Annotated in this window: 20 protein-coding genes; 11 read left to right on the top strand and 9 right to left on the bottom strand. The window is 54.9% G+C overall.

Annotation, left to right across the window (positions count from 1 at the left end; translation table 11 throughout):
* The first annotated feature begins 11 nt into the window (after nt 1–11).
* The 3 genes from V8J88_RS07515 to tcmP are packed head-to-tail and all read left to right on the top strand — an operon-like array spanning nt 12 to nt 3,085.
* Nucleotides 12–1,634 carry an IS66 family transposase gene (locus V8J88_RS07515; protein WP_338844871.1) on the top strand — a complete coding sequence of 541 codons (1,623 nt, stop codon included), beginning with the start codon at nt 12–14 and terminating at the stop codon, nt 1,632–1,634.
* Between the two features lie 30 nt (nt 1,635–1,664).
* Nucleotides 1,665–2,105, top strand: a complete 441-nt coding sequence (locus V8J88_RS07520; protein WP_338849849.1) for an integrase core domain-containing protein — start codon at nt 1,665–1,667, stop codon at nt 2,103–2,105.
* A 35-nt stretch (nt 2,106–2,140) separates the two neighbouring features.
* Entirely contained in the window at nt 2,141–3,085 is a 945-nt protein-coding gene (tcmP, locus tag V8J88_RS07525; RefSeq protein WP_338848757.1) for a three-Cys-motif partner protein TcmP, read from the top strand.
* On the opposite strand, the gene V8J88_RS07530 is transcribed toward tcmP, so the two are convergent.
* From V8J88_RS07530 to V8J88_RS07570, 9 genes are all read right to left on the bottom strand, one after another.
* Nucleotides 3,066–4,325, bottom strand: coding sequence for a three-Cys-motif partner protein TcmP (locus V8J88_RS07530; RefSeq protein WP_338848758.1), 1,260 nt, complete (start codon nt 4,323–4,325; stop codon nt 3,066–3,068). The two genes, tcmP and V8J88_RS07530, sit on opposite strands and share 20 nt — an antisense overlap.
* 13 nt (nt 4,326–4,338) lie before the next feature.
* Complete coding sequence (locus tag V8J88_RS07535; protein ID WP_338848759.1) at nt 4,339–5,070, bottom strand: phage Gp37/Gp68 family protein; 732 nt, start codon at nt 5,068–5,070, stop codon at nt 4,339–4,341.
* A 357-nt stretch (nt 5,071–5,427) separates the two neighbouring features.
* Nucleotides 5,428–5,607 carry a hypothetical protein gene (locus V8J88_RS07540; RefSeq protein WP_338848760.1) on the bottom strand — a complete coding sequence of 60 codons (180 nt, stop codon included), beginning with the start codon at nt 5,605–5,607 and terminating at the stop codon, nt 5,428–5,430.
* 5 nt (nt 5,608–5,612) lie between these two features.
* On the bottom strand, nt 5,613–5,954 hold the full coding sequence (locus V8J88_RS07545; RefSeq protein WP_338848761.1) for a hypothetical protein: 342 nt from the start codon (nt 5,952–5,954) through the stop codon (nt 5,613–5,615).
* A 10-nt stretch (nt 5,955–5,964) separates the two neighbouring features.
* Nucleotides 5,965–6,702 (bottom strand): hypothetical protein, encoded by a 738-nt coding sequence (locus tag V8J88_RS07550; protein ID WP_338848762.1) that lies wholly within the window; start codon nt 6,700–6,702, stop codon nt 5,965–5,967.
* A gap of 365 nt (nt 6,703–7,067) precedes the next feature.
* Nucleotides 7,068–9,347: a molybdopterin cofactor-binding domain-containing protein gene (locus V8J88_RS07555; protein ID WP_338848763.1), complete on the bottom strand. Its 2,280-nt coding sequence runs from the start codon at nt 9,345–9,347 to the stop codon at nt 7,068–7,070.
* Entirely contained in the window at nt 9,348–9,848 is a 501-nt protein-coding gene (locus V8J88_RS07560; protein WP_338848764.1) for a (2Fe-2S)-binding protein, read from the bottom strand. It abuts the gene before it with no gap.
* On the bottom strand, nt 9,829–10,497 hold the full coding sequence (locus tag V8J88_RS07565) for an NTP transferase domain-containing protein (RefSeq protein ID WP_338848765.1): 669 nt from the start codon (nt 10,495–10,497) through the stop codon (nt 9,829–9,831). Before V8J88_RS07565 ends, V8J88_RS07560 begins: the two co-directional genes overlap by 20 nt.
* Entirely contained in the window at nt 10,494–11,519 is a 1,026-nt protein-coding gene (locus V8J88_RS07570; RefSeq protein WP_338848766.1) for an XdhC family protein, read from the bottom strand. Before V8J88_RS07570 ends, V8J88_RS07565 begins: the two co-directional genes overlap by 4 nt.
* Nucleotides 11,520–11,945: 426 nt before the next feature.
* Between V8J88_RS07570 and V8J88_RS07575 the strand changes: the two genes are divergently transcribed.
* The 8 genes from V8J88_RS07575 (at nt 11,946) to V8J88_RS07610 (ending at nt 26,762) form a co-directional block, all read left to right on the top strand.
* Entirely contained in the window at nt 11,946–12,689 is a 744-nt protein-coding gene (locus V8J88_RS07575; protein ID WP_338848767.1) for a hypothetical protein, read from the top strand.
* 43 nt (nt 12,690–12,732) lie between these two features.
* A complete protein-coding gene (locus tag V8J88_RS07580) occupies nt 12,733–13,077 on the top strand; it encodes a phosphotyrosine protein phosphatase (protein WP_338849850.1) in 345 nt (114 codons plus the stop codon).
* Between the two features lie 189 nt (nt 13,078–13,266).
* On the top strand, nt 13,267–14,481 hold the full coding sequence (locus tag V8J88_RS07585; RefSeq protein ID WP_338848768.1) for an integrase arm-type DNA-binding domain-containing protein: 1,215 nt from the start codon (nt 13,267–13,269) through the stop codon (nt 14,479–14,481).
* A gap of 493 nt (nt 14,482–14,974) precedes the next feature.
* On the top strand, nt 14,975–16,147 hold the full coding sequence (locus V8J88_RS07590; protein WP_338848769.1) for a replication protein: 1,173 nt from the start codon (nt 14,975–14,977) through the stop codon (nt 16,145–16,147).
* Entirely contained in the window at nt 16,144–17,580 is a 1,437-nt protein-coding gene (locus V8J88_RS07595) for a replicative DNA helicase (protein WP_338848770.1), read from the top strand. The genes V8J88_RS07590 and V8J88_RS07595 overlap by 4 nt, the downstream gene beginning before the upstream one ends.
* 208 nt (nt 17,581–17,788) lie before the next feature.
* A complete protein-coding gene (locus V8J88_RS07600; RefSeq protein WP_338849851.1) occupies nt 17,789–18,688 on the top strand; it encodes a WYL domain-containing protein in 900 nt (299 codons plus the stop codon).
* Entirely contained in the window at nt 18,685–23,970 is a 5,286-nt protein-coding gene (locus V8J88_RS07605; RefSeq protein ID WP_338848771.1) for a DEAD/DEAH box helicase, read from the top strand. Before V8J88_RS07600 ends, V8J88_RS07605 begins: the two co-directional genes overlap by 4 nt.
* Nucleotides 23,967–26,762: a helicase-related protein gene (locus V8J88_RS07610; RefSeq protein ID WP_338848772.1), complete on the top strand. Its 2,796-nt coding sequence runs from the start codon at nt 23,967–23,969 to the stop codon at nt 26,760–26,762. The genes V8J88_RS07605 and V8J88_RS07610 overlap by 4 nt, the downstream gene beginning before the upstream one ends.
* Nucleotide 26,763: the final 1 nt, after the last annotated feature.

Raw genomic sequence — 26,763 nt, forward strand, 5'->3', positions numbered from 1 at the left:
ACACTTCAGGCATGGATTTCATTGCGCAAAAACACCGCTTGCAACACACCGAAGGCATCCCGTCCCCGCTACGGGAAGAGCTGTTGGCGCTCATTGAGCAAGCCACGCAGGCAGAGCAAAAAGCTGCTGCATTCGCACAACGCGCCACACATGCAGAGCAGCAAGCCGCACAAGTGCAAAGCTATGCGGATCAACTGCGCCAGCAAAACGAAAAACTCCATCAAGAAGTCACGTACTTGCGCCGCATGCGTTACGGCATCAAGAGTGAGCGCATGGCTGACAGCACGCAGCGCGATTTGTTTGAGCAAGATTTGGATGCCGATATTGAGGCGCTGCAAGCCGAGTTGGATAAGCTCGCAGCAGCGTCCCCAAAAAAAGAAGCGGTCAAACAAAAGCGCCCTGGTCGCCTGCCGCTGGCGGCGCACTTGCCGCGCGAAGACGTGTTGCACGAGCCGGCCAGTTGCGACTGCCCGGAATGCGGCAAAGCGATGCGCAAAGTTGGCGAAGATGTCACAGAAAAATTATCGGTGCAGCCGGCAGTGTTCAGCGTCAAGCGTCACCGCTATCCGAAATATGCCTGTCAGGCTTGCCAATCCATTCATCAGGCGCCCAGCGCACCGTCGATTATTGACGGCGGCGGCGTTGAGCACGATGTGCTGGCTTGGTTGCTGGTGTCGAAATATCTCGATCATCTGCCGCTGTATCGCCTGGAGCAGATCGGTGAGCGCCATAATGTGCCCCTGTCCCGCACCAAGCTGGCGCAGTGGGTAGGACGTACAGGCGTGGCGCTGGCGCCGTTGGCGGATCGCTTGGCGCAATTGTTGCGACAGCGGCGCTGCTTGCATGCCGATGAAACGCCGGTGGCGCAATTAGCGCCGAAAACCGGCAAAACCGAGCGCGGCTATCAATGGGTGTACCGCAGCAACGATATGGAGCCTGGGCCACGGATTGTGGTGTATGACTATCAGCCATCACGCCAGGGACAGCACGCGCGCAACATGCTGGCGGGCTGGAGCGGCTATTTGATGGCGGATGCGTATTCCGGCTATCAGGCATTATTTGCTGGCGGCGTGGTGGAGCTGGGCTGTATGGCGCATGCGCGGCGCAAATTCTTCGATTTGCACGCAGCACGTCCAACGCCCATCACCACCGAAGCCTTGCATCGCTTTGCTCAGTTATATGAAATTGAGCGCGAAGCAAAAGACATGTGCGTAGAACAACGCGCGGATTTGCGACGGGAAAAAAGTCTGCCTCTGTTAGCGGAATTCGAGACCTGGCTGAATGAAACCAGCGCCCGCGCCAGTCCGTCCTCCGGCTTGCAAAAAGCGATCGTGTACACCCTCAGCCGATGGCCTGCGCGGGTGCGCTATGCACACAGCGGGGATTTGCCGATAGATAATAATGCGGCGGAAAATGCCTTGCGCCCGGTGGCCATCGGGCGCAAGAACTGGCTGTTTTACGGCACAGAACGCGCCGGCCATCGCGCCTCTTGCATCATGTCTTTGCTGGCCACGGCAAAGCTTAATGGCCTTGATCCATACGAATGGCTGCTTGATACGCTCAACAAATTGCCCACTTGGCCAGCCAATCGCTTGGATGAGCTATTGCCGCTTGGGTCTGTGATTCAGGTCTGATCGAGATGGGGGCGTTGGGCGCTTACATTGGTGCTGCATGCCGATAACGGTGCTGCGCAAACTTCGCACACGCTCAAGAGCAAGTTGGAAATGCTGGGCATCGGCTCCTCGCATAGCCGGCCTGGCGTCTCCGATGACAATGCCCATATCGAAGCGTGGTTCCGCACCTGTAAATATGCGCCCAGCTATCCAGCCAAAGGCTTTGAGAGCATCGCGCAGGCTCGGGATTGGACACTGCAATTTGTGACTTGGTACAACTGCACCCATTTGCACAGCGCCTTGGCCTATGTGACGCCGGAGCAGCGCCATACGGGCGCCGCCAATGCGATCCTGGAGCGCCGACGCGACGTTTATGCCGAAGCCCGGCAACGCCATCCGCTGCGCTGGAAGCGTCATACACGGCCCTGGCTGGCGCCCAATGAGGTCTGGCTTAATCCGCCATCAAAGCTGGACCAGCGCATGGTTGCTTAATCGATTTTTTGCGACAACTACCTTGACACGCTCCGATGACTAAACATTCATTTGGCGGTCCATGGACTGAAATAAAGTTGGATGTTTTAAAGCAGTATTTGGAATTTTTCAATACTGCGCTTCAATATTCACCTTCAGAAAAAAATCCATTTAGACGAGTATATATTGATACATTTGCAGGTACTGGGCGCTGTGACATTCAGGTTGGTGCGGGCAATATCCTTCAAATTGAAGGGTCAGCCAAAATTGCTATTGAAACAAATCCAGAATTTGATGAAATTCACTTAGCTGACCTGAAACATAAGCATGTGCAAGCACTTGAAAATTTGGCGGTGCAGGATGGGAAGAAGAGGGTTTTTGTGCATGAAAAAGACGCCAATATAGCATTACTTGAAATCCTTAATAAGATAAATTGGAGAGCTACGAGAGGAGTATTATTTCTTGATCCTTATGGCATGGCTGTTCGTTGGTCATCGTTAGAACGCATTGCAGCAACTCAAGCAATTGACGTATGGTACTTGTTTCCAATTAGTGCTGTATGCAGGCAAGCTGCAAATAATTTTTCAAAAATTGACGAAAGAAAAGCAGCATCTTTAGACGCAGTTTTGGGAACCGAGGCGTGGCGAGCACAATTTTATAAGGAATCTGGTCAGGGTAATCTTTTTGATGGCCATGATTCTGTTCTTGAGAGACAAGTAGCACATCAGCAAATAACAGCGTGGTTTCAATCACGACTTATGACTATATTCAAGGGGTGGGTAAATGATCCAATTTTACTCCCTGATATAGGTTCACCACAATTTGCGCTCTTTTTTGCTGTATCAAATCCATCACCAAAGGCAGTATCCCTTTCTAAAAAGGCAGCGGTACACTTGCTTAATATGTTTAAAGCTCAAAAATTCTCAAAGCCGCAACAATTAAATAATTTTCGAGAAAATTCTCAGAAACAACATGATATGTTTAAGGTAGAAAAAGACTAGCCATAGGATATTTTGAAATGCGATCAGTTAACTCAATTCTATGGGCTTTTGACCGAATAGTTCCACTTGAACTTTCCACGAGAATTTCATGATGCCCAATAAGTAGCTCCAAGCATTTTTTATAGATTAATAAGGATGCTGGAGTCTGATTGCAAGTACCCTCATAAAATTCCCCAAAGGTACAACCTTCTTTCATATTTGAAATTAATCTTGGAATCTGTTCCATCATTTTTGAAATGCTTGCATCTTCCGATAATTTATCAAAAGCAAACATGCTTTGCTGTTGAAATTCATTATCAAATCTAGGATCATAACCTAACATATTGAACATATCTAATCCAGCACCACCATAATGAGAAAAATTGGTCTGATGCCCCCAATGTACATCGGTCATAACACTACGAGCACGATGATGTTGCGAAAGATGTACCAGCCAATAGACGCCATGCCCTTTGCTATTATTTATGAAGAAGGGGGTATAGTGTTTGGCTTTAACTTCACCCATTAACGCTTGATATAGGGTTGATTGTACAAATCCACGCCAATTTTTTTCTGATTCTTTGATTTTCTCTATTGTTTGATTGGCAAAGACATTTGGAACATTAATCCGACTAAGGTTTTGATTTAAGTTTACTTCGTTGGCAAAATTAAATAATGAGTCAACACCAAATGTTAAGATAATCTCTGCCTTATCTAATTTTGAGAAAATTCTCCTCATGATATCAGTCGAAACATCCTTATAACCAAACTGATCTAAAATAAAAATTGATCGTCCACTTTTCGGAGTTTTCTTCTGAATGAATTCAATAATTGAATCAACTTCATCCTCAAATTTTCCATGCCTCAATTGAATAGATTGCCCGATAAAACTCCCATAGCCTCTTTCATGGAGACTTTTCGTAAGAAACTGAAATGCCGGTTTCATAGCTTCGACAAAGATGTGGGTTATATCAAACCGGACTTTATTGCTACGGTTCTTATTGATTTCAAACTCAGCAATTTGTGCCTCTTGGAGGCAAATATGTGGCGAGCCGAGGATAAGTTCCCCCGTTTCTTCATGATAATACTCCCCACCACCTGCAAATCCATCAATAACAGTAAGTTTAAACTCACTGCGAGGGCGATCACCAACCAACGTAGCATAGTATTTTGCTAAGTACGTTTTCAATATTTTATGTTTAGCAATACTATGTTGCTTGATAATATCAGGACCATTTTTCCAGGTGTAATGACTCGACATTTCATGCTCCTATTCAGATTAATGCAAGCGGCATCTCATCATATGTTCGGCCATTTATCAATCTACCATTTAATTTTTTTGCCCTTGGTTTTCCATCAACACCCCACCGCCCCCATTGCTTAAAGAAAAATGCAGCATTTTGTTCTTCACACTGAGATTGAATTGATTGCACCCAATCTAATTGCATAGGCCGTGCTTTTGGCCCAGATTCTCCACCAACGATAACCCAATGAATATCTTTCAAATTTAGCTCGCCCAAATCTTCCAATAGAGGTTCAACTGATAAGAAGCGTACTGAAGCATCTACCTGCCGAAGCAGATTGATTCGTGGCAATCCATACTTTTGATCTTCCACGGACACTCCAAGCCATGCATTTGTGGGAGCCGTTTTCCCTTCAAAGTAAGTGGCGAGGCGATCTGCACGCTTTGTTAAAATTTGAAAAGTATGCCAATCAGCCTTTTCTATTGTTGCAAAAACTTGATCAATAAAGCTAAACGGAATATCTTCGTGAAACAAATCTGACATCGAATTAACAAAATAGATTGTTGGTTTTTTTCGTTTTAAAGGTGAATCCAATCTATTTCTCAGCATCGTTAATTGAAAACCGTTCTCATAGCCTGGTGTTCCCATTGCTTGCAACCTTTGTGCCATTTTTTCAGCATAGCAATGCTTACATCCAGGCGATATTTTGGTGCATCCAACTGTTGGATTCCAGGTTTCTTCCGTCCATTCAATTTTACTCATGGCCTGCTCCATTTTTGCTAAACTTGCGCTCCGTGGCTGCTCTAATCATTTCTTCAATCAACTCTCTCTGACTTAGCCCTGTATCCCGACATAGTTCTCGGAGTTGAACAAATGTTTGCTCTGGAACCCATTCCTGAATGCGTCTGTAGCCACGACCTTTCAGCCGCTCACGGTATGTAGTTTGCGCTTTTGCAAGCTGATTGTTTCGCGATTGATTCACAGTTTCAGCCCTTCTTTGGAGGTTGAACGATCAAATTGATTACAGGGTAATCATAGCACAAGTAAGTATCATTCGCAATTGCAAACGTAAACAAGGTAAGAAATACTGTTCAAAAATACAGATCTATTTATCACTGTTTAGTCGATTACGACATTTTTTACAAACCTTTCTTTTACCATGCCACAGTGCGTTGTATATTCAATAATTTTAGCTATATTTCCATTCTGCATATGATACCAAGCATCTGCAAAATCCTCCAAAGGCGGATATGCCTTGCGCCGCAGTTCCTGAACATCTTCCGTATGTATGATTTTCATCACGTTCAAACCTCTACCGTAAACTCGACATCCATCCAGGGAAACGCCTCAACCCTGACCCGATACTTGCCCGGATAGGTAAAGCTCAATTCCGCTTCCGCCTCTGCGCAGTCATAGCGCTTGCCATTGATCACAACCACGCAAGGCGCTGGCAGTGCGCGCAGATGCAAACCATCCAGCCGGGCCGGATTGGCTGGCCTTGGGCAAGCTTTGCCATCGCGCACATATTCGCGCACCGGATCAATGCGCCCGATGAAAGTGCGCTCCCCCTGCAGCGCCAGCATGTCTTGCGGCACATCGCCGATAAACAACACGCGCCCCAGTTCGCCATATTTTGCGAACTCCATACCTTTCCTTTTACTTGTTTGCCGGCAGCGCTGGCAGTCCTGACTTTTTCCTTGGTGTGCTGCTGGCTGGCGCAGCCTGCCTGCTTAGCGCATCACCTCCCAACAACAACACCGACCACCGTTCCAGCCGCCAGAAACCGTCATTGAAATCATTCCCCACATACAAGCTGAACTGATATTGGCCAGCCGGCAGCAGTACGCGCCCGGTGGCGATGTGCGAAGTGGACATGGCGTCCACCACGCTGTAAGACGCTTTGCAAAAGCTTTGCCCATTCACCTTTACTTCCGATTGCGTGTTCGTGCTGCGCCCTGGCGTACACGCCTGCCAGGTCACAATCTCCACCACATCACACAGCGCGCCTTGCGCCTCATCCAAGCGTAATAAAAACGGGGTGAACGCGCCACGGGATGAATACGCCAGCAAACAGCCATCGCTGACCGCAAAACGCATGCTGTCCAGTCCTGCGCCATAGCGCGCACGCCAGGTTTCGCGCGTAAAAAAGCGCTGCGACAGAGTAAGTGAAGGCTGTCCGCCATCCAGCGCCACAATGCCATCATGGCTGGCATACACGATTTGCCCGCCAATATCGGCTAAGGCACACTTGGATACCCCGGCTTGCCACAGATTGAGGGCAATCTCCGTCATGGCGTCCGGCGTGATGCCGGAAATCAGATAAGGCCGGCTGGTGCTTGTCACCAGGGCGCCGCCGCCAACCGCAATCGCCCCCACAATCTGACAATCGCCCAAGGTTTTGACATAGGATGCGGGCCAGGCCCCAGGGCTGCCAGGCGGCGTTGAAATGCAGGGCGTTGCCGCGCCTGGCCATCAGCATGCCATTCGGCAGGCTCAGAGTGAACGGTTGCAAGGCTAGGCATCCCGGACGCTGAATAATCACCGTTCTTTTGGAAATAATTCTTGAAGTCCGTAGGGCGGGCACGCCTTTGTGCCCACACAAAATTGCACCTGGCGCACTGATTGCCTTTGTTCCGCATGGATGCAATATAGCTGTGCCTACCCTGCGCAGCTCACGGCTAAAGCTGCCCCTGCCTGTTCAATCCGCCACTGCGGCAGGCAGGGCTTCACTTCGTTCAGCCCAGCCTGCGGTTGGCGTTTCACACCTGCAAATGTCCCTTCACCGGCAAATCGCGGATGCGCAAGCCGCTGGCGGCGAAAATCGCGTTGCAAATCGCCGGGGCCACCGGCGGCACGCCGGTTTCGCCCACGCCGCCAGGCAGGGCGTCATTGGGCAGCAGATACACATGCAAGGGCGGGCATTCAGCCATGCGCAACAGCGGCATATCGTGGAAATTGCTCTGCACCACGCGCCCTTGCTGGAAATCAATCTGGCCGTATAAACATAAAGACATGCCGAAAATCATCGCGCCTTCCATTTGCGAACGCACGCGGTCGGCGTTGACGATCTGCCCGCAATCAATCGCGCCATGCATTTCTTCAATTTTCAGCTGCCGTCCGCGCACCGAGACGCGGCAGGCAATCGCCACATAGCCGGTGAAACTGCGGTGTGCGGCAAAACCCCAGCCCTGTCCCTTGGGCAGACGCTTGGCGACGCCGGCGCGCGCCGAGACGGTGCGCAAGACCCGCTTTAAGCGCGCGATATCAATCGGGTGCTGCGCCTGTTGCGCGCCGTAATTGCTGTATTTATAGCTGTCTGTATTCGGGTTGTGCAGACGGTCTTCGCCCAGTAATTCAAACCACATCGCCAGCGGCGTGCGCTTGGCCGCATGCGCCAATTCATCGACAAAAGAGCCAAGCGCAAACGCTTGCTGGATATTGCACACCGAGCGCAGCCAGCCGATGCGCGCATGGTTTTGCACTGCGCTGACTTCCAGCGCGGTGTTGGGAATGGCAAACGGCAGATCGGCTGCGCCCATCGCCACTTCCCAGGCTTGCGGTGCGAGCGCGTCAGCATTTGCGGCGAAGGTGCTCATGATGCTGGCGTAAGCCACATGCTGGCGCCAGCACTGCACCCGGCCTTGGCCATCCAGCCCGGCTTGCAAAAATTGCGCGCTTTGCGCATGCAAATAATCGTGCTGCAAATCGTCGCTGCGGCTCCACAGCACTTGCACCGGCTTTTTCAGGGCCTTGGCTAAAAACACTGCTTCACTGACAAAATCTGCCTGCGATTTGCGCCCGAATGCGCCGCCCAGCAGGCTGACATTGACCACGATGTTTTCTTTTTTAAAGCCAAATTCTTCGGCCAGGGTGTTTTGCACATCTTGCGGGCTTTGCACCGGGGCCCAGACTTCGCAGCGCTCGCCATCCACGCGCGCTAAGGCGCATGGCGGCTCCAGGGTGGCGTGCGGCAAAAACGGCACAGTGTAGGTGGCCGCTATCTGCTTGGCGGCTTGCGACAGCGCAGCGCGGCCCTGGCCGGTTTGGCGTAGCACTTTGCCTTCCTTTTGCACTTGCTGACGCAATTGCGCCAGCCCGGCTTTGGAGTCAAACCCGTCATGCGCGCTTTTACTCCATTTGATCTGCAGTTGTTCGCGCCCTTTTTGCGCGCTCCAGGTGTTTTTAGCGATTACCGCCACCCCGGCTAAATGCTTGAAGCCGATCGGCAGGGGACGCGCCGGCAGTGTCAGCACATCCAGCACCCCGCGCACCTTGCGTGCTGCGCTGTCGTCCACGCTGTCCACCATCGCGCCCAGCACCGGCGCGCGCGTGATGCTGGCATACACCATGCCTTCGATGCGCATATCGATGCCGAAGCGGCTTTCCCCGCGCACCGTGGCGGCGTCATCCACCGGCGACAGACCTTGGCCGATGTAGCGGAATTGCGCCGGGCTTTTCAGGCTCAAGGTTTTGACATCCGGGGCCGCCAGTTTGGCCGCGCTGGCGGCCAGTTCGCCATAGCGCAGGCTGCGTCCGCTGGCGGCGTGCCAGACGCGCTGTTCGCGCGTGCTGCATTGCTCCACCGGCACATTCCAGCTTTGCGCGGCGGCGGCCAGCAGCATGGCGCGCGCGCTGGCCCCCATCTCGCGCATGCGCTGGTAAAACACGCGCACGCTTTTGGAGCCGTCGGTGTTCTGGTCGCCATAGCGCTGATCGCCTATCGCTTGCACGATGCGCACCTGGCGCCAGTCGGCGTCGAGCTCATCAGCCACCACTTGCGGCAGGGAAGTGCGGATGCCCTGTCCCATTTCTGAGCGGTGCGCGGTAATGTGGATGAGGTCATCGGCGCCGATGGCGACAAACAGATTCAGACGCGCCGCCGCCGCGTCAGTGGCGTGCGCCGCCGGCAGCAAGCCTTGTTCGATTTTGCCGCCCAGCACCAGCGCGCCCATGCCCACGCCCAGCTCTTGCAGCCAGCGGCGGCGGCTGAGTTGGCGCGCAAACAGACGGCTGTGATTTTTGATGGCATTGTTATCCATTTATGCCTCCGTCGCGGTGTTGGTTTCCAGCGCTGCTTGCGGCGGCAGCGGCATGCCGGCGGCGCGCAAAATCGCCCGTTTGATGCGCGGATAGGTTCCGCAGCGGCATAAATTGCCTTGCATGCCTTCGTGGATTTGCGCATCGGTCGGGCGCGGGTGTTTTTTCAGCAGGGCCAGCGCGGCCATGATTTGCCCGGCCTGACAGTAGCCGCATTGCGCCACGTTTTCATCCAGCCAGGCTTGCTGCAGGGCGTGCAATTGTGCGCCATTGGCCACCCCTTCAATCGTGGTCACGCGTCCGTTTGCGGCTTGTTTGACGCTGACGGAGCAGGCGCGCACCGGGGCGCCATCCAGATGCACGGTGCAGGCCCCGCACAGTCCGGCGCCGCAGCCGTATTTACTGCCGGTGAGCTGTAATTCATCGCGCAACACCCACAGCAGCGGCATGTCTTCATCCACATCCAGCTGTTTTTGACTGCCATTAATATGCAAGGTCGGCATCTGATTCTCCTCTTGGGGACGGTTCGAGTTGCAGAAGGTCGGCGCGCTGGTCGATGTCCAGCGCCGCGCGCGGCAAATCCAGGGCGCGCGCGTGCTGCAAATATGCGCGTGCGCCCTGGTCATGTTGTAAGTTGAGTAATTGCGGCCACAGATGGCGCGGCCAGATTGCCGGCGCGCCCAGCGCGCCATCGGGATAGCGGCTGGCGCACACGGCGTGCGGCGCATGCCGCCAGTGTGCGCACAGGGCCAGATAATCGCTTGCCTGCAGCAGCACTTGATCTAACAGCGCCACCATGGCGGCGGGTGTGGCTCGCTGCTCATCGTTCGCTTGCAGGGCGCGGATGCCGGAGCCCAGACTGGCGCTCTGGCCGTCGGCCCAGTGCGGGCAGATGTGCGCGAATGCCTTGGGCGCATATGGCGCCAGCAGCGGCGCGATATGGGCGCCGATTGGTTCCGCGTGCGCGCCCAGCACCACGCACAGCCGGCTGAACTCGCCTGCTTGTAATAGCGGAAGCAATTGCGCTAAGCGGGCGCCGATCATGCTTTGTCCCTGCCAGGCGGCATGGCGCGCCAGCGCTTTCGGACTGCCGAAGCGGCGCGCGGCGCCGGCGGCCAATAAAATCAGGGCAGGGGCGCTTGATCCGCTCATGCCTGCCACCGTGTTCTGACATCTTGCGCCTGGCTGGCCGGGTGCAAGTGCTGTTGAATCTGGCAGATCAGGGAAAGCGCGATATCTTCCGGCAAGTCCGCGCCGCGCAAGCTGCCTGCCGGGCTGTAAAAATGCAGGCCGGGGGCGTGCAAATCCTGTTCCTGCAATCCGGCGCGCGCCAAGACTTTGGCGCGCCGCGCCGCCGGCCCCAGCATGCCCACATAGTGTGGCGCGGCCCCTTGCCGCAAGACGTGATGCAGCGCTTGCAAGGCTTCGGCGTCGAGTTGCACATGGTGATGCATGACGAGCACCGCTTGCGCTTGCGCCAGGGCGGCAGGCGGCAAGGCCTGCGGCGCACAGCGCCAACAGCGCACGGCGGGGCCGAAATCGCTGCTGCGCGCGGCATGGGTGCGCGCATCGCAGACGCTGACTTGCCAGCCCAGCGCCAAGGCAAGTTGCGCCAGGGGCCGCGCATCGACGCCGCCGCCGAAGATGAACAGATGCGGCGGCAAGTCGAGCCGGCTGCCCAGCCATTGCGCGCCGTCCGGCGCCGGCGCAGTCTGGTCGGCAATCCAGCGCCCCGCACCGCGCACCGCGTGCAAGTCTTGCCAATACACGCCAGGCTGGCGCGCCATAATCGCTGCATGCACAGCATCCAAATCCAGATAGTGATTGGCGGCGCAGATTTCCTGCAGCCGCACCCAGACGCTGCCGCCGCAGCCGGTGCGCGCCAGCGTATTGCCGTCTTCTTCCGCATCGTCGGGAATAAACGCATGGGTGCGGGCGATGCCGTCAGCCAGGACTTCTTGCGCCAAGCGCATTAAATCCGCTTCCAGACAGCCGCCGCTGATGACGCCAAACCATTGCCCCAGATCATTGATGAAAACTTGCGCGCCCGGTTTGCGATAGCTCGGCCCCTGGCGTGCGCTCAAGGTGGCCAAGACCCAGCGGCAGGCGTCGCGTTGCGCATGCCAAAACGGCACAAGGGCGGAAAAGCGGTGGCTGGCGGGACGGTTAGGCATGGCTGGCGGAATCAATTTGGAATATCAAGTGTAGGGTAGATTAGCTGTATAACGCAGAATTTGTGACGAAAATCCTGCAAACTGTGATGAAACCGGACAATCAGACTGTCAAAATCGCCAGCAGCGTGTTTTTCTCTGCTCTGGGCGCGGATTGCGTGGCGGGAATTGGCATAATTGGGGGTCCAGAATGTTGACACAAGACAATAAGGTGGAATTATGTGGAATTGGCTAAAACGTTTGTCGGGTCTGACAAGTGGCGAACAGCCAGCTGCGTCAGTTGCAACTATGCAGGAAAAGCCGGCGGCGTCTGCGACAGTGACGCAGACGCTTGAAGATGCGCCCCGGCATGCAGCAAGCGTTGTCGTTTTGGATTTCAGTCACATCCTTACGCCGCAGCAGGCGCAGGCGGCCAGTGAGCAGGGTGTTTTGTCTATGAATTATGCGATGCCGCTCGAACTGGGAGGCGTGGAAGCCGCCTTGAATCAGATGTATCTGCCGCCAGAGGCAGCGGAGTTGAAGCAATTTCTTGATCTGCACATTATTCTGCCATTGTGCCAAGAGGGTTTGTTGGATTCGTATTCTGCTGATCCGCAGTATTTGGGCGACAGTCAGATCCCGCAAGCGGTGGCTATCCAATGTGGCGGGAAATGGGATTTCAAAGCCAAACTGGTCTGTTGGGGACCGGAGTTTGTGCCACAAGAGGGTCTGCTGGAGGTGCGTGAGGCGCCACAGGTTTTTCAAATTCGGCCACCGGCGCCGCAGCTTTCTGTGGAAAAATTCCTTGAATCGTTTTGGCTCGATTATGCCGACTGGAATGACTGGGCCTATGCGCTTTCGGAACGCATTGAAGCGGAAAACCCGGGTCAGTACGAGCACTACAATGAGATTGACGCCGCCTATGCCGGCTTGCTGCAGGCCTATTGTGTGGCGGATTTCAACAGCAGCGGCGCAAGTTTTGACAGCATCTCCAAGCATCATCCGCGCACTGAAAGCATCATCGCGCAGGCGCAATCAGGGGATGCGCGCCTGATCTATACGCGCAGTTTGAGCATTGTCGAAGGCACGCGCCTGACTTCCTTTTACGAATATCAGCTGCAGCAGCAAGCGGGAGTCTGGCGGATTGTGCAGTTGAACTATGTGAATGATGAGGGCAAATGGGGCATTTTGTAATCCAAACGTGTGCTTGCAGCATTCTGGGTATTGGGTGACGGACATGAATCCGGTGCGCAAAATTTTGTTTGTCTGCAGCCGCAATCAGTGGCGCAGCCCGACCGCTGAGCAGGTCTGGCGCCGCCATCCCGGCATCGCCGCGCGCTCAGGCGGAACCAGCGCCAACGCGCGCCACCCGGTGTCGATAGAGGATATCCGCTGGGCGGATGTGATTTTTGTGATGGAAGAAAAGCACAAGAACCGTCTGCAAGCCAATTTCCGTCAAGCTTTGCAGGGCAAACCTCTGTATGTCTTGGATATTCCAGACCAGTACCGCTATATGGATGCGGAATTGGTGCAGATCTTGCAGCAAGCCGTGGCCGGCATCTTGCAACTTGATGAAGACTAAAAATCGTAGGCGGGGTTGCGCGCAGCTCGACCCAGTCACCGTCTTGGTATGTCCATAATGGTTTTCCTGCACTATGACAGAGCCATGTTTTTTCCTAGATTTGATCCATGCTGGTTTAGCATGATTTCACTGAATCCCGACTTTTTTCGGGGTAGAAGTTGAGATATTTTTCTATTGAAGGAACATGCTATGCCATTGACAGACACTGCAATCCGTAATCTTAAACCAAGCGCCAAGGCGCAGAAATACTTTGATGAACGCGGGCTGTTTTTGCTCGTTTCGCCCTCTGGCGGCAAGCTTTGGCGCTTGCGCTTTCAGTTTGACGGTAAGGAGAATTTGCTCGCTTTGGGCAAGTATCCAGACGTGACACTGAAAGATGCGCGGGAAAAGCGCGATCAGGCGCGCAAGCTCTTGGCAGACGGGGTGAATCCTTGTGCACAGAAGAAACAAGAAAAACGCGATCGGATCAGAAATGCTGAGAATTCATTCGCCGTCCTGGCCAATGAATGGCTGGCCAAAAAGAAAGGCACATGGTCAGCGCGCTATATGCGCATAAACCAACAAGCCATTGAAACCAATGTCATGCCCTGGCTGGGCAAGCTGCCGGCGGCATCCATCCAACCATTGGATGTGCTGGATGTATTGCGCCGGATTGAGGCGCGCGGCGCGCTGAAAGTTGCGCAGCGGGTTATGTCGATGATCAGCCAGATATTGCGCTATGGCGTTGCGACGGCGCGGGTTGAGCGGGATGTGACCTTGGATTTGCGCGGCGCACTGACGCAAGCCAAAAGCCAGCATTTCCCCGCCATCACTGAACCCGCCAAAGTGGGCGCGCTGTTGTGCACATTGGAAGCATATGGCGGTAGCCGCTATGTCCGTGATGCTTTGCGGCTGATGCCCTTGTTTTTTGTGCGATCAAGTGAATTACGCACTGCCAAATGGGTTGATTTTGACTTTGAGAAGGCGCAATGGCGCTTTCTGGTGACCAAGACCAATACGCCGCATGTGGTTCCACTGTGCCGGCAGGCAATCACAATCTTGCAAGAACTCAAGCAATGGAGTGGGCGCTCAGAATACCTTTTTCCGAATGAGCTTGATCAAACCAAGCCGATGTCCCACGACGGAATGCGCCAAGCAATGCGCCGCTGCGGCATTGAGAAAGGCGAAATGACCGTACACGGCTTTCGCGCCATGGCGCGCACCATCATGGAGGAAGTGCTGGATGTGCGCCCGGATTTGATCGAACACCAATTAGCGCATGCGGTGCGGGACGCCAATGGGCGAGCCTATAACCGCACCGCGCATCTGGGCAAGCGCCACGTCATGATGCAGCAATGGGCCGATTATCTGGATATGCTGAAAGAACAGTACCGACAAACCTTGCAGACTGCCCCACAGGCCTAAGCTCAGCGCCGGATTATTCCGGCGTGTGCAACACCTTCAAACAAAATCCAAAGATTTTCAGAATCCCTTTTTACACTTGCATGACCAGGTCCGGGCTGCCAACAACGCCGGCTTGGCGCATGTAATTGAATTGAAGGGGCATTCTATGTCAACAACGCAAACATCTTGGCTTGTCAGAAGATGCGCTGCGCGCCGGTTTTCCGGCGCACATACAACTCCACAACAAAATTCCAAGATTTTCAGAATCCCTTTTTACACTTGCAAACACAGGCGACTGCTTGCCAGCCACGCCTGGCGTAGCTGATTTTTGCACTGTTGTGAAAGGGGTTAGCAATGTAGGCAACATAAAAGACAGGCTTGATTGAGCTGGCCTGAAGGTATGCGGCGCAAGAAGGCATCGTGGCCTCGCGCTTGGCCTCTGCCATGTACACATCTGCAAACAAGCCTGCGCAAGCAGGCTTGCGGGGATTCTTTTACCTGAACGGAAAGAAATATGCAGCAATCTGAACGAACAAAAGCAATCGGTTTTACCGCACTCCAAAATGATTTTTTTGAAGCCTTGCCGCGCTTTGGTTTCACAGGCCGGCAATTGAATGTGATGCTGGTGTTGGTGCGCAAGCTGATCGGTTTCCACAAGAAACAAGACGATATGTCCGCCTCGCAAATTGGCGCGGCCTGCAATACCGCACGCCAGCATGTCACCACGGTTTTAATGCAACTGCGCAAGATGAATGTGATTTTTGTGAAACGGGGACGCTATGGCTCTTTAATTGAAATCAATATGGATTTTTCCCAATGGCGCAAAGGCGCTGGGCAAGACTTAACTCAAGCGCCAGGCAAGCTTGAAGCGCACCAGCCAGCCCCGGAGGAATGGGTAGCTGCAGCAGGCAGCGATGCTGTCTGGCAAGCGTCAAGCGCATCGCATAACAGTAAGGAGGATGAGGGCGTCAAGCCGGAGAGCATTTTTTTGTGTCCAGGAAGAACCGATTCAGGCACATTGCCACTGTTTGATGGCGCAGATGAACCACTTTCCGCATTGGCTGCAACTGATCTGGTGCAGCTCGCCAGGCCGAATGTGGTGCACACAAAAGAAAACCTTCCAAAAGAAAATACGACAAAAGAAAAAGAACCAAAGAAAAAATCTTTGCACAATGCCAAAGCAATCGACCAGGCTTTTGCGCAATTTTGGCAGCACTACCCGAAGAAAGTCGCAAAAGCAGAAGCGTATCGCCAATTTTGCAAGCTTGCGCCGGATGAGGGTTTGCTGGCCAGCATGTTGCAAGCACTGGCCTTGGCCAGCCAGCAAGCGCAATGGAGCGATCCGCAAATGATTCCGTATCCGGCTAAGTGGCTCAAGCGGCAAAGCTGGCTGGATGAGCTGCAAACCGCCTACAGCGAGCAAGAGCGGGAAGCCATCGTCACGTTCAACCACATCCTTGGCCCTGTGCTGGGGGAAGTGGATAGCCAGTATTTTGTGGCAAGTCGGGCAGGCGCCATCCGGCATTTTTTGCAGCAGTTCAGTGCGCCAAAGGATATGGCGCGTTTCTTCACCTATTGCCGTGAGAAATGCGCATTGCCGCCCCGCATTGGCTTTGACTGGCTGCTGAAGGCAGAAAATTTCACCAAAGTATGCGAAGGGCAATACGAGCAAAGGAGCGTAGCATGAACCAAACCACCATCATCAGCGCAAGCCGTGCGGCAGTCTATGAAGTGACAGCACAGCAGGACTTGTTATGCGCAGAACACGCCGAACAAGCCATTTTGGGCGCCTTGCTGTCGGACAGTCAGGCATACGCCAGCATTGGCCATGTGCCTTCCAGCGCATTTTGCTTTTACGAACATCGCTTGGTTTTCGCCGCCATGGGTAAGTTGGCCGATCAGAATGCGCCGATTGACGTGATCAGCGTGGCGGAATTTCTCAAGACGCATGGAAAATTGACGACAGTGGGCGGCTTGCCCTATCTGCAGGCGCTATACAACGCCAGCCCCGGCAGCGCCAATCTGCAGTGGCATATCGCCTTGCTGAAAGAACGCGCTTTGCGGCGCAATATGGTCAGACTGAGCGACAAAATACAGCGCAATGCGCAAACCTCGCCACAAGACGCTTTCGTGCAAATCGGGCAAGTTGCCGAAGAAATTTTGCGCTTACAGGAAGAAAAAGCCGCCAGCAGAAGCATCAAAGCAAGTGAAGCCATGTCCAGGCATATTGCCCTGCTGGAGCAACGTTTTGCCGGCGTCAGCAATGCGATCAGCACTGGCATTGCGCAGCTTGATCAGCACCTCAGTGGTGGGATGCGACTTGGCGAACTGCTGGTGTTAGCAGCGCGGCCAAAGATGGGTAAGACCGCCTTGGCGATGCAAATCGCAGCACATGTGGCGCAAAGCCAGCCGGTGTACTTTATGTCCTTGGAAATGCCGCTCAGTCAATTACAAGACCGCATGCTGGCTTCTCTGGGCAGAATTCCACTGCATCATCTGCTCCAGGTAAGTGACACACAGAAAGCGGATTGGTGCGGCGTGACGCGGGCCTTGCAAAAGATAGAAGGTTTGGCGCTGCATTGGGATGATCAAGCCGGCTTGAGTCTGCAAGATGTCAAAGCGTCCGCCAGATTGGAAAAGCAGCGCCACGGCTTGTCGCTGCTGGTGATTGATTACCTTCAACTGCTGTCAGCTGCTGGGGAAACGCGCAATGCGCAAATTGAAACACTCACGCGCGGCTTAAAAGCATTGGCAAAAGAATTGGATTGCGCCATTTTGCTGCTCTCGCAACTCAATCGCAGCTTGGAGCAACGCTTAAACAAGCGCCCCATTCCTGCCGATTTACGCGATTCCGGCGCGATTGAGCAGGATGCCGATGCGGTGCTGTTTTTGTATCGTGACGAGGTGTACCACCCAGACACCGCGCCACCCGGCTTGTGCGAGATTGAGCTTGCACTATGCAGGCAAGGCAAACCGGGCCGCATGTATATGCACTACATTGGCGAAGAATTGCGCTTTGCGGACGTGGGGCCGGATTTTACCCCGCCAGAACAAGCAGATTTTGCGGCGCATGCCGGCAGCGGGCGCATAGGCAAACGCGGGATTCTGCGCGAGCGCTGAGCTGTGATTATCAGTATCTGGAAGAAGGTGGTACGCAAGGGCTTGGTACGCAAGCTGGTACGCATGAAAAGCGGACTTTTGCGTGCGTACCTTCAACTATGCATGCAAGCAATATCATCAAATTGATCAGGTAAATGGTGCTATCATGCATAGGTGATCCGCTTTAAACTTCAGCGACTGATTTTTTGTTGATATCCAACCACAGATGATGCTCCCGCAATGCGTAGAAAATTTGAGTCATGTGCAATGTGAGCGTTTGGCTTATATCGACTTCCGCCTGTACTTCATGGGAGATATTGGCCGCCCGGATCTGGCTAAGCGCTTTGGTTTGGCGCCAGCCGCCGCCACCCGTGATTTGGCGCTATATCGTGAACTTGCGCCAGACAATATTGCGTTTGATGGCAGCAGCAAAATCTACCGGATGGGAAAAAGATTTGCGCCGCTATTTGCACATAGCGCGCAACGGGTTTTATCTGTCATGTCGCATGGTTTTGGCGATGGTGTCAACACGCAGCCATTGCCCATGCTGCCTTGCGCCACCCCGGCGCTGCTGAGTTGCCCGCGAATTGACGTGCTGGCCCCGGTATGTCGGGCAATCCATGGCAAACGCCCGCTGGCCATGCGCTATTACTCTATGACGCAGGGTGAAACTGAACGGGTGATTGTTCCCTTTGCGCTGCTCGATACCGGCTTATATTGGAAAGTCCGCGCCTTTGACCGCAGCACTGGCGCTTTTCGCGATTTTGCTATCAACCGCATTGCAGCACCGGAGCTGCTTGATGAAGCGCCAAGCGCCGGTGAAAATCCGGAAAATGATATGCAATGGACCCGGATTGTTGAATTGAAATTGACCCCGCATCCGCGATTGGCGCATCCTGAAATCGTCAAAATGGACTATGGCATGGAGGGTGGTGTGATGCGCTTGCATGTGCGCGCCGCAGTAGCCGGCTATATGCTCGCATCCTGGAAGGTTGATACATCGCCCGATCACAGTCTGCATGAAGAACAGTACCGCCTTTGGCTCAGCGATCCACTGGCATTGTATGGCGTGGAAAATGCAAAGCTGGCCCCAGGCTACCGCGCTCCCCAAGGAAAGACATCAAAATGAAGAACGTATTTGCTTTTCGTGATCAGCTTATCGACGAATACAGCACGTTTTCGCGCAGCTTTACCAGAATTGCCGCGCCCGATATTAAGCAGGAAGTGGAACGGCAATATGAAAAAGGGCGCTACTTGCCGGAGCCGCTGGTGCAAATCAATCCCAACTATCAGCGCAAGGGAACCGTGCAGCAATTAGTCGCCGAAGGCGTACTGCACAAAGCCTGTGCAACGCTGTTTCAAGTTGGTAAAGCAGAAGGTCAGCCGCAAGACTTGCACCTGTATGCGCATCAAATGCAAGCCCTGGCCAAGGGACAGGCAAAGCAAAGCTATGTGGTCACTACCGGCACGGGGTCGGGCAAATCGCTATCGTTTTTTATTCCAGTGATTGACCGGATTTTAAAGGCCAAAGAGGGAGATAAAACCGCGCGCACGCGCGCCATCGTGATCTACCCGATGAATGCGCTGGCCAACAGCCAACTCGAAGAACTCGACAAATTCCTGTATGGCTATGCGCCAGGGCAAGCGCCATTCACCGTAGCGCGCTATACCGGCCAAGAGAGCACGACCGAACGCACTGCGATAGCCGACAACCCGCCGGATATTTTGCTCACCAACTTCATGATGCTGGAGTTGATTCTGACCCGTTTTGAAGAAGTGGATAGGCGCGTGGTCGATCACTGCCATGGCTTGGAGTTCCTGATTCTGGACGAACTGCACACCTACCGTGGTCGCCAGGGCGCCGATGTCGCCTTACTGGTGCGGCGTTTGCGCGAGCGCCTGCAAGCCGATCAAATGGTCTGCATCGGCACCTCCGCCACCATGTCAAGCACCGGTAAATTGGCGGATCGCAACAAAACCGTTGCCGGAGTCGCAAGCAAATTGTTTGGCGCCGCCATCAGCGAACAAGACATCATTGGTGAAACTTTGGAGCGTGTCACCGACCCGCTCAAGGATGTGGCGGCAGTGCGCGCAGAATTGGCGGAAGCCATCACACGCACGGAATTCAAATGGGCCGACTTTGCAGAATTTAAGTCAGACCCGCTGGCCATTTGGGTGGAGTTGAATCTTGGCATCGAGTTGCCGGAAGATGAACCACCGCGCCGCGCCAAACCAATGACAATCCAGGCCGCCAGCAAAAAACTGGCACAGGATGCCGCCTGCACGATAGAGGTGGCGCAGCAGGCGCTCAAACAATTCTTGTTAAACGCGCACGAAGTCAAGACAGCTCAGGGGCGGCCACCCTTTGCCTTTAAACTGCATCAATTCATCAGCGGTCCCGGCAAGGTGCACACCACGCTCGAAGCGCAAGGCGTGCGACATGTCACGCTGGATGCGCAACGTTTTGCGCCTGGGCGCCAGGACCAGGGAGTACTGCTGTATCCGGCGCATTTTTGCCGTGACTGCGGGCAAGAGTATTTGCCGGTCTGGCAATCAAAGAAAGCGCCAACAAAATATATCCCGCGCGAAATCAATGAAATTACCTCTGAAGACAATCAAGAAGAGCGTCACGGTTATTTATGCCCGGCCAGCGCAGATTTAGCTTATCAGGGCGGAATTGAAGACTTACCGGAAGATTGGCTGGATCAAAGCCGCGATCCGGTCAAACTCAAACAAAATTACAAAAAAGCAGCGCCGTACAGTGTGAATGTCGATGCGCAAGGCGCACAAGGAGCAGGCGAACTGTTTTGGTTCGTTCCAGGAAAATTCCGCTTTTGCTTAAAGTGCGGCCAAGTCCATGGCGCACTTGGCAAGGACATCAACCGCTTAGCCAGTCTTTCTGGCGAGGGACGCACCTCCGCCACCACCATCTTGACTCTGACCGCATTACGCCAGCTGTTTGCCGAAGAAGCGCCGGAGAAAGGCCAGCCCGATCCGCGCAAACTGCTGGGCTTTACCGACAACCGCCAGGATGCCGCGCTGCAAGCGGGGCACTTGAATGACTTTGTTTTCTTGATGACCTTGCGCGCAGGCTTGATAGGCGCATTACAAAACAACCGGCAGGAATTGAATGAAGAACAGCTCTCCGATGCGGTATTCAAAGCGCTCGGATTTGAGCAAGATGATGAAGCCATCCTGGTCGAATATCTGCGCAAACCCAGACTGATGGGATCGGAGCGGAAAAAGGCGCAACTGACCTTACGCTATGTGATTGGCTATCGTTTGCTGCGCGATTTGCGTCACGGCTGGCGTTTCAACAACCCGAATCTGGATCAATTAGGCTTGTTGCAGATAGATTATGAGGGGCTGAAAGAGTTTTGCGAAGACGCCAGTTTCTTCAAGCGGGCGCAGGTGCTGGCGCAATTAACGGCGGCCCAGCGCATGGCGCTGTATCAAATCCTGTTTGATGCGATGTGCCGGGGCTTGTGCCTGGAAACCCGCTATCTGGACCCGGTCGAGCAGGACAAGGCGCGCACCAGCGCATTTTCGTATCTGAATGAGCGCTGGAGTTTTGCCCCGGACGAGCATTTAGCAAGCGCCAAATTCCTGATTTTGGACAAAAAACCGGAATATAAAGGCAAGGTCAGAGCCGACATCATCACCGGCGGCCCGCGCTCACGGTTATTGCGCACATTGAAAAAAGCCTCATTCTGGAAAGAAGCAGCGCCAGCCAAACTCGTGGCGGACTGGAAAGACCCGGAGTGGGCCAAGCTGCTGGAAGCAATGTTAAGCGCAGCCGACCCGGTCGGCTTTGTGCAGCATCATACATTGGATAAAAAGATGCCAGCCTGGCGCTTGAACGCCAGTAAATTGATATGGCGTCTGCCCGACCTTTCATCGTTCAAGACAGAGCAATACGTCAATCAGTTTTTCCGTGCGCTGTATCTGAATATCGCCGCGCTGTTGCGGCAAACACAGCATCCCCTGTTTGATTTTGAAGCGCAGGAACACACCGCTCAAGTGGATGCGTCCAGGCGGCAACTGCTGGAGCAACGCTTCCGCTACACCGACAAAGACCGCAAAGAATGGGCCGCAGACCCGGCGCATGAAGCGCCGCTTGAGCGCTTACCGATTATGTTTTGCTCGCCCACCATGGAGCTGGGGGTGGACATTTCCGCGCTCAACACCGTGTACTTGCGCAATGTGCCGCCCACCCCCGCCAATTATGCGCAGCGCAGTGGGCGCGCCGGGCGTTCCGGTCAACAGGCCTTGGTAATTACCTATTGCACCTCGCTCAGCCCGCATGATCAGTGGTTTTTCAACCATGCGGAAGATATGGTGCATGGTATCGTGCGCGCACCGACCCTGGACCTGGCTAACCGCGACTTGGTGGAAAGTCATTTGCAAGCGGTCTGGCTGGCCAATGTCGGGATTGAACTCGATTCAAGCATTGCCCCCATGTTAGACCTTGAGCAAGCCGGCAAGCCCTTAATCAAATCTCTGCAGGATGCCCTCAATGATCCGGCAGTCACCCGGCGCGCCCAGGCCAGCGCAGCCCGCGTCATTGCCCAACTGCGCACAGAAATCAGCGACAGCAAATGGTTTTCAGAAGACTATGTGCAAAAAGTCATTGAACATGCGCCAAAAGCCTTTTCCGCCGCACTCGAACGCTGGCGTGTTTTATTCGACGCCACTTGCAAACAAATGGAAGTCGCCAATGCCGTCGCGCGCAGCCATGCCACCACAGCGCAGGAAAAGCAAAACGCCTTACGCCGCTACGGCGATGCGGTAAAACAAAAAACCATATTGGAGAAAGCGGGCAATAGCCAAAACAACGATTTCTACACCTACCGCTACCTGGCCAGTCAGGGATTTTTGCCGGGTTATAACTTCCCGCGCCTGCCACTGATGGCCTGGATTCCTGCGCGCGGCGGCGCATCCGCCAACAGCAAAGATGACGATGGCAGTATGGTCAGCCGTCCGCGTTTTCTGGCGCTGTCCGAGTTCGGCCCGCGCAGCCTGATTTATCACCAGGGACGCATGTACCGCGTCGTGCGCGCCAAACTCAATGTCGGCTCAGCCGATCATATTTCCGGCAACAGCCAGTTAGCCACCATCGCCACCCTGGTGTGCAGCCAATGCGGCTATGGCCATATGGGCGAAGCGAACGCCGGCAACATCATCGAAAATAAATGTGAAAATTGCGCCGCTGCGCTCACCGAGCAAGATTGGGTGCGGCAGTTATACCGGATCGAAACCGTGGAAACGGTAGCGGAAGAACGCATCACCATCAACGATGAAGAGCGCCAGCGTCAGGGTTTTGAGTTGCAAACCACCTACCGCTTCTTGCCCGGCCCGGATGGCTTGATTGCCGAACATAAGGCCGAAGTCAGACACGAAGAACAAGTGTTAGCCGAGTTGACCTATGCGCCCGCAGCCCGCATCTGGCGCATCAATCTTGGCTGGCGCCACCGCAAAAACAAAAAGCAACTGGGTTTTTACATCAACCCTGTCTCCGGCTATTGGAGCAAGCAAGACGAACCGGGCGGCGAAGAAAGCGAAGGCGCGGATGATCAGCAACTCGGTAAAGTCGCCAATCAGCCCATTGTTCCCTTCGTCGAAGATCATCGCAATATCTTGATCCTGACCCCGCAGCATGAAATCTCACAAGAAGCCATGGCCACCTTGCAAGCCGCGCTCAAACGCGGCATTGAAATGACATTTCAGATTGAAGAATCTGAATTGGTGGCGGAACCCTTGCCCCGCGCCGATGCACGGCGCGCGCTGCTGTTTTATGAGGCGGCGGAAGGCGGCGCAGGCGTGCTGACCCGCTTGGCCAGCGACCCTGCCAGCCTGGCGCAGGTCGCCAGCAATGCGCTCAAACTCTTGCATTACAATGCGCCGCAAGTGCGCTGGCGGGTGGAAGACTTGCCACAATTAGCGCAAACCAATGAAGCCGGACAACAGATTTGCGAAGCCGGCTGTTACCAATGCCTGCTGTCTTATTACAACCAGATTGACCATGAAAACATCAACCGCCGCAACCCCGATGTGCTCAAACTGCTGGTCGCCTTGGCCAATGCACAGGTGCAGCCAAAACAAGCGCAGCCAGAAGCCGCGATACCGGACGATGCCCGCCTGCAGCGCTGGTTGCAAGCCTTGACAGAAGCCGGCTTGCGCCAGCCCGACGCCACCCAGGTTGAAGTGAATCAGGGCGCAGCGACCGCCGCCGGCGTGTACAAAGCCGCGCTGACGCTGGTGTTTCTGGAACCCATAGACAGCCAGACCGCCACCCTGCTGAAAGACAAAGGCAGAAAAGTGCTGGATTTCTCCGACACAACACAATGGCCGGCGCTGTTTGCCGCCCACCCTGAAGTATTTGGCGCAAGCACAAAGCCACAAAAAACATGATGAATAAGCTTGAATACGATTTTATGCCCGGCAACCTGGTGCGCGCCCGTGGCCGCGAATGGGTAGTGCAAAGCGAATCCAGCCGCGACTGGCTGCGCCTGCGCCCGCTGGGCGGTGCGGATGATGACATCATCGCCTTGATACCCGAACTCGAACTCGAAGAGCTGGGGCCGGCCACTTTTCCCCTGCCGCAAGTAAGCCAAGCCGGCAACCATGCGGCAGCCCTGCTGCTGCGCGACGCCTTGCGCCTGAAATTGCGCGCCGGCGCCGGCCCGTTTCGCTCGTTTGGCAATATCGCCGTCGAACCGCGCGCCTACCAATTAGTGCCCTTATTGATGGCGCTGCGCTTGAGCACCGTGCGCCTGTTGATCGCCGATGACGTCGGGATTGGTAAAACCATTGAAGCCGGCTTGATTGCGCGTGAGTTGTTAGACCGGGGCGAAATCGCCAAACTGGCTGTCTTGTGTCCGCCACATCTGGTTGAACAATGGCAAAGCGAACTGGAAACCCGCTTCAACCTCTCCGCTGTCGCCCTCACAGCATCATCCGCCGCACGCCTGGAACGCAACTTGCCGCATGGCGTTGGCCTGTTCGACTTTTACCCGGTGGTAGTGGTCAGCCTGGACTACATCAAAAGCGAGCGACACCGCGAACACTTCCTGGCGATAGCGCCCGAATGCGTCATCGTGGACGAAGCCCACACCTGCGCCAGCAGCAGCACAGGCAAGCAATTGCGCTTTGAACTCTTGCAACGTTTGGCCAAAGACGAAGCGCGCCACCTGATTTTGCTTACCGCCACCCCGCACTCAGGGGACGAAGCCGCGTTTTACAACCTCTTATCCTTGCTTGATCCACGCTTTACCGGCTTGCAACAGCGCGCTGCCGCCAACGACCCCTTGCGGCAAGAGTTGGCGCGCCATTTTGTGCAGCGCCGCCGCAAAGACATCATTGAATGGCAGGCCGAAACCGGCGACAGCAAAGGCTTTCCGCGCCGCATGAAAACTGAACTCACCTACCAGCTCAGCGGCGATTGGGGGAAATTTTTTGACGCCGTGCAAGCCTACTGCCGCGAACTGGCCGAAACCGTCAGCGCGCAAGGCGAAGGCCGGGGCCGCCTGATCTGGTACGCCACCCTGGCCTTATTGCGCTGCGTCGCCTCCTCGCCAGCGGCAGCGGTGAAAGCGCTGGGCACCCGTCTTGAAGGCGGCATCGAAGCGGCAGAACTGTTGCGCGATGAGCGTTTGCACGACGGCCAGGCCGATGACCTTGACAGCAACGACCTGGAACCGCCTGCGCAGTTGGAAGAAGCCAACCGCTTGCAAAACCTGATCAACGAAGCCGAACGCCTCTCCAGCCAGCGCGGCGACCCCAAACTGGCCGTCTTGATCCAGCATATCGGCGCCTTATTGAAAGACAGCTACCAGCCCGTAGTGTTTTGCCGCTACATCGCCACCGCCGATTACGTCGCCGCACAATTGCGCAAAGCCTTCCCGCAAGCCGGGGTGGAATCCATCACCGGCGAATACACCCCGGAAGAACGGCGCGAGCGGGTGGAAGCGATGGAAGAAATTCCGCTGCGCATCCTGGTCGCAACCGACTGCCTGTCCGAAGGCATCAACCTGCAACATCTCTTCACCGCCGTAGTGCATTACGACCTGGCCTGGAACCCGACCCGCCACGAACAGCGCGAAGGCCGGGTTGACCGCTTCGGCCAGCAAGCCGCCGAAGTCCGCTGCAGCATGTTGTACGGCCAGGACAATCCGGTGGATGGCTTTGTGTTGCAAGTGATTTTGCGCAAAGGCGAAGCGATTCAAAAAGAATTGGGCGTCCTGGTGCCAATGCCGGAAGATGAAGCGCGCATCCATCAAGCGCTGGTGCAAGCGGCATTAATGAAACGGAAAAACGCACAAATCGGCCCGCAATTTCAAACCAGTTTTGACTTTGGCGAATCAGAGCAGATCCTCGCCCCGCTGCAAGCCAAATGGCAAGATGCGCTGGAAAAAGCCAAAGCCAATCGCACCGTGTTCGCCCAGCGCCGCCTGCACCCGGCAGAAGTTTTGCCCGAATGGCAAAAGCAACAGGAAGCGCTCGGCGCGCAAACCGATGTGCAGCGTTTTTTGCAAAGCGCCTGCAGCCGCCTTGGCGCCCCGCTGGAGCCGGTGCGCCAGCAACAATACCGCTTCTTGCCGCAACACCTGCCCGAAGCCCTGCGCCTGCGCCTGGAAGATGAAGGCATCAAACAAGCGCTCTTACTTGATATGGATGAAGTGCACCGCAGTCATCCGCTGGTGGGCGTGCTGGCCGGGCACCTGCTGGAAACCAGCTTGAGCACAGAGAGCAGCCAAGCGCTGGCCGCGCGTTGCGCCGCCACCCTGACAGAAGCCGTCGATGTCGTCACCACCATTTATCTGCTGCGCCTGCGCCATCAATTGAGCTATGTGCGCCGCCGTCAGCCCTGCCAGATGATGGCGGAAGAAACCGTGGCGATAGCCGTCGCCGGGCGCAGCAATCCGCAATGGCTGCAGGATGGCGATGTGTCGCAATTACTGGCGTGCAGCCCCAGCGGCAACTTACCGCTGGACGTGGTGCAACGCGAAATCCAGGCCTCGCTGGCGTTTATCCAATCCCATCCAGAACAACTGCAAACACTGGCCGCGCAGCGCGCAGAAGCCCTGCTGGCCGACCATCAGCGCGTGCGCAAAGCCGCGCGCGACATTGGCCAGCACAGCGTCAGCGCCTGCCTGCCGGTGGATGTGATCGGCGTCTATGTGCTCTTGCCGGATAGTCTGTAAA

This window comes from Massilia sp. W12 (assembly GCF_037300705.1).
In the GTDB taxonomy this organism is placed as follows: Bacteria; Pseudomonadota; Gammaproteobacteria; order Burkholderiales; family Burkholderiaceae_D; genus JACPVY01.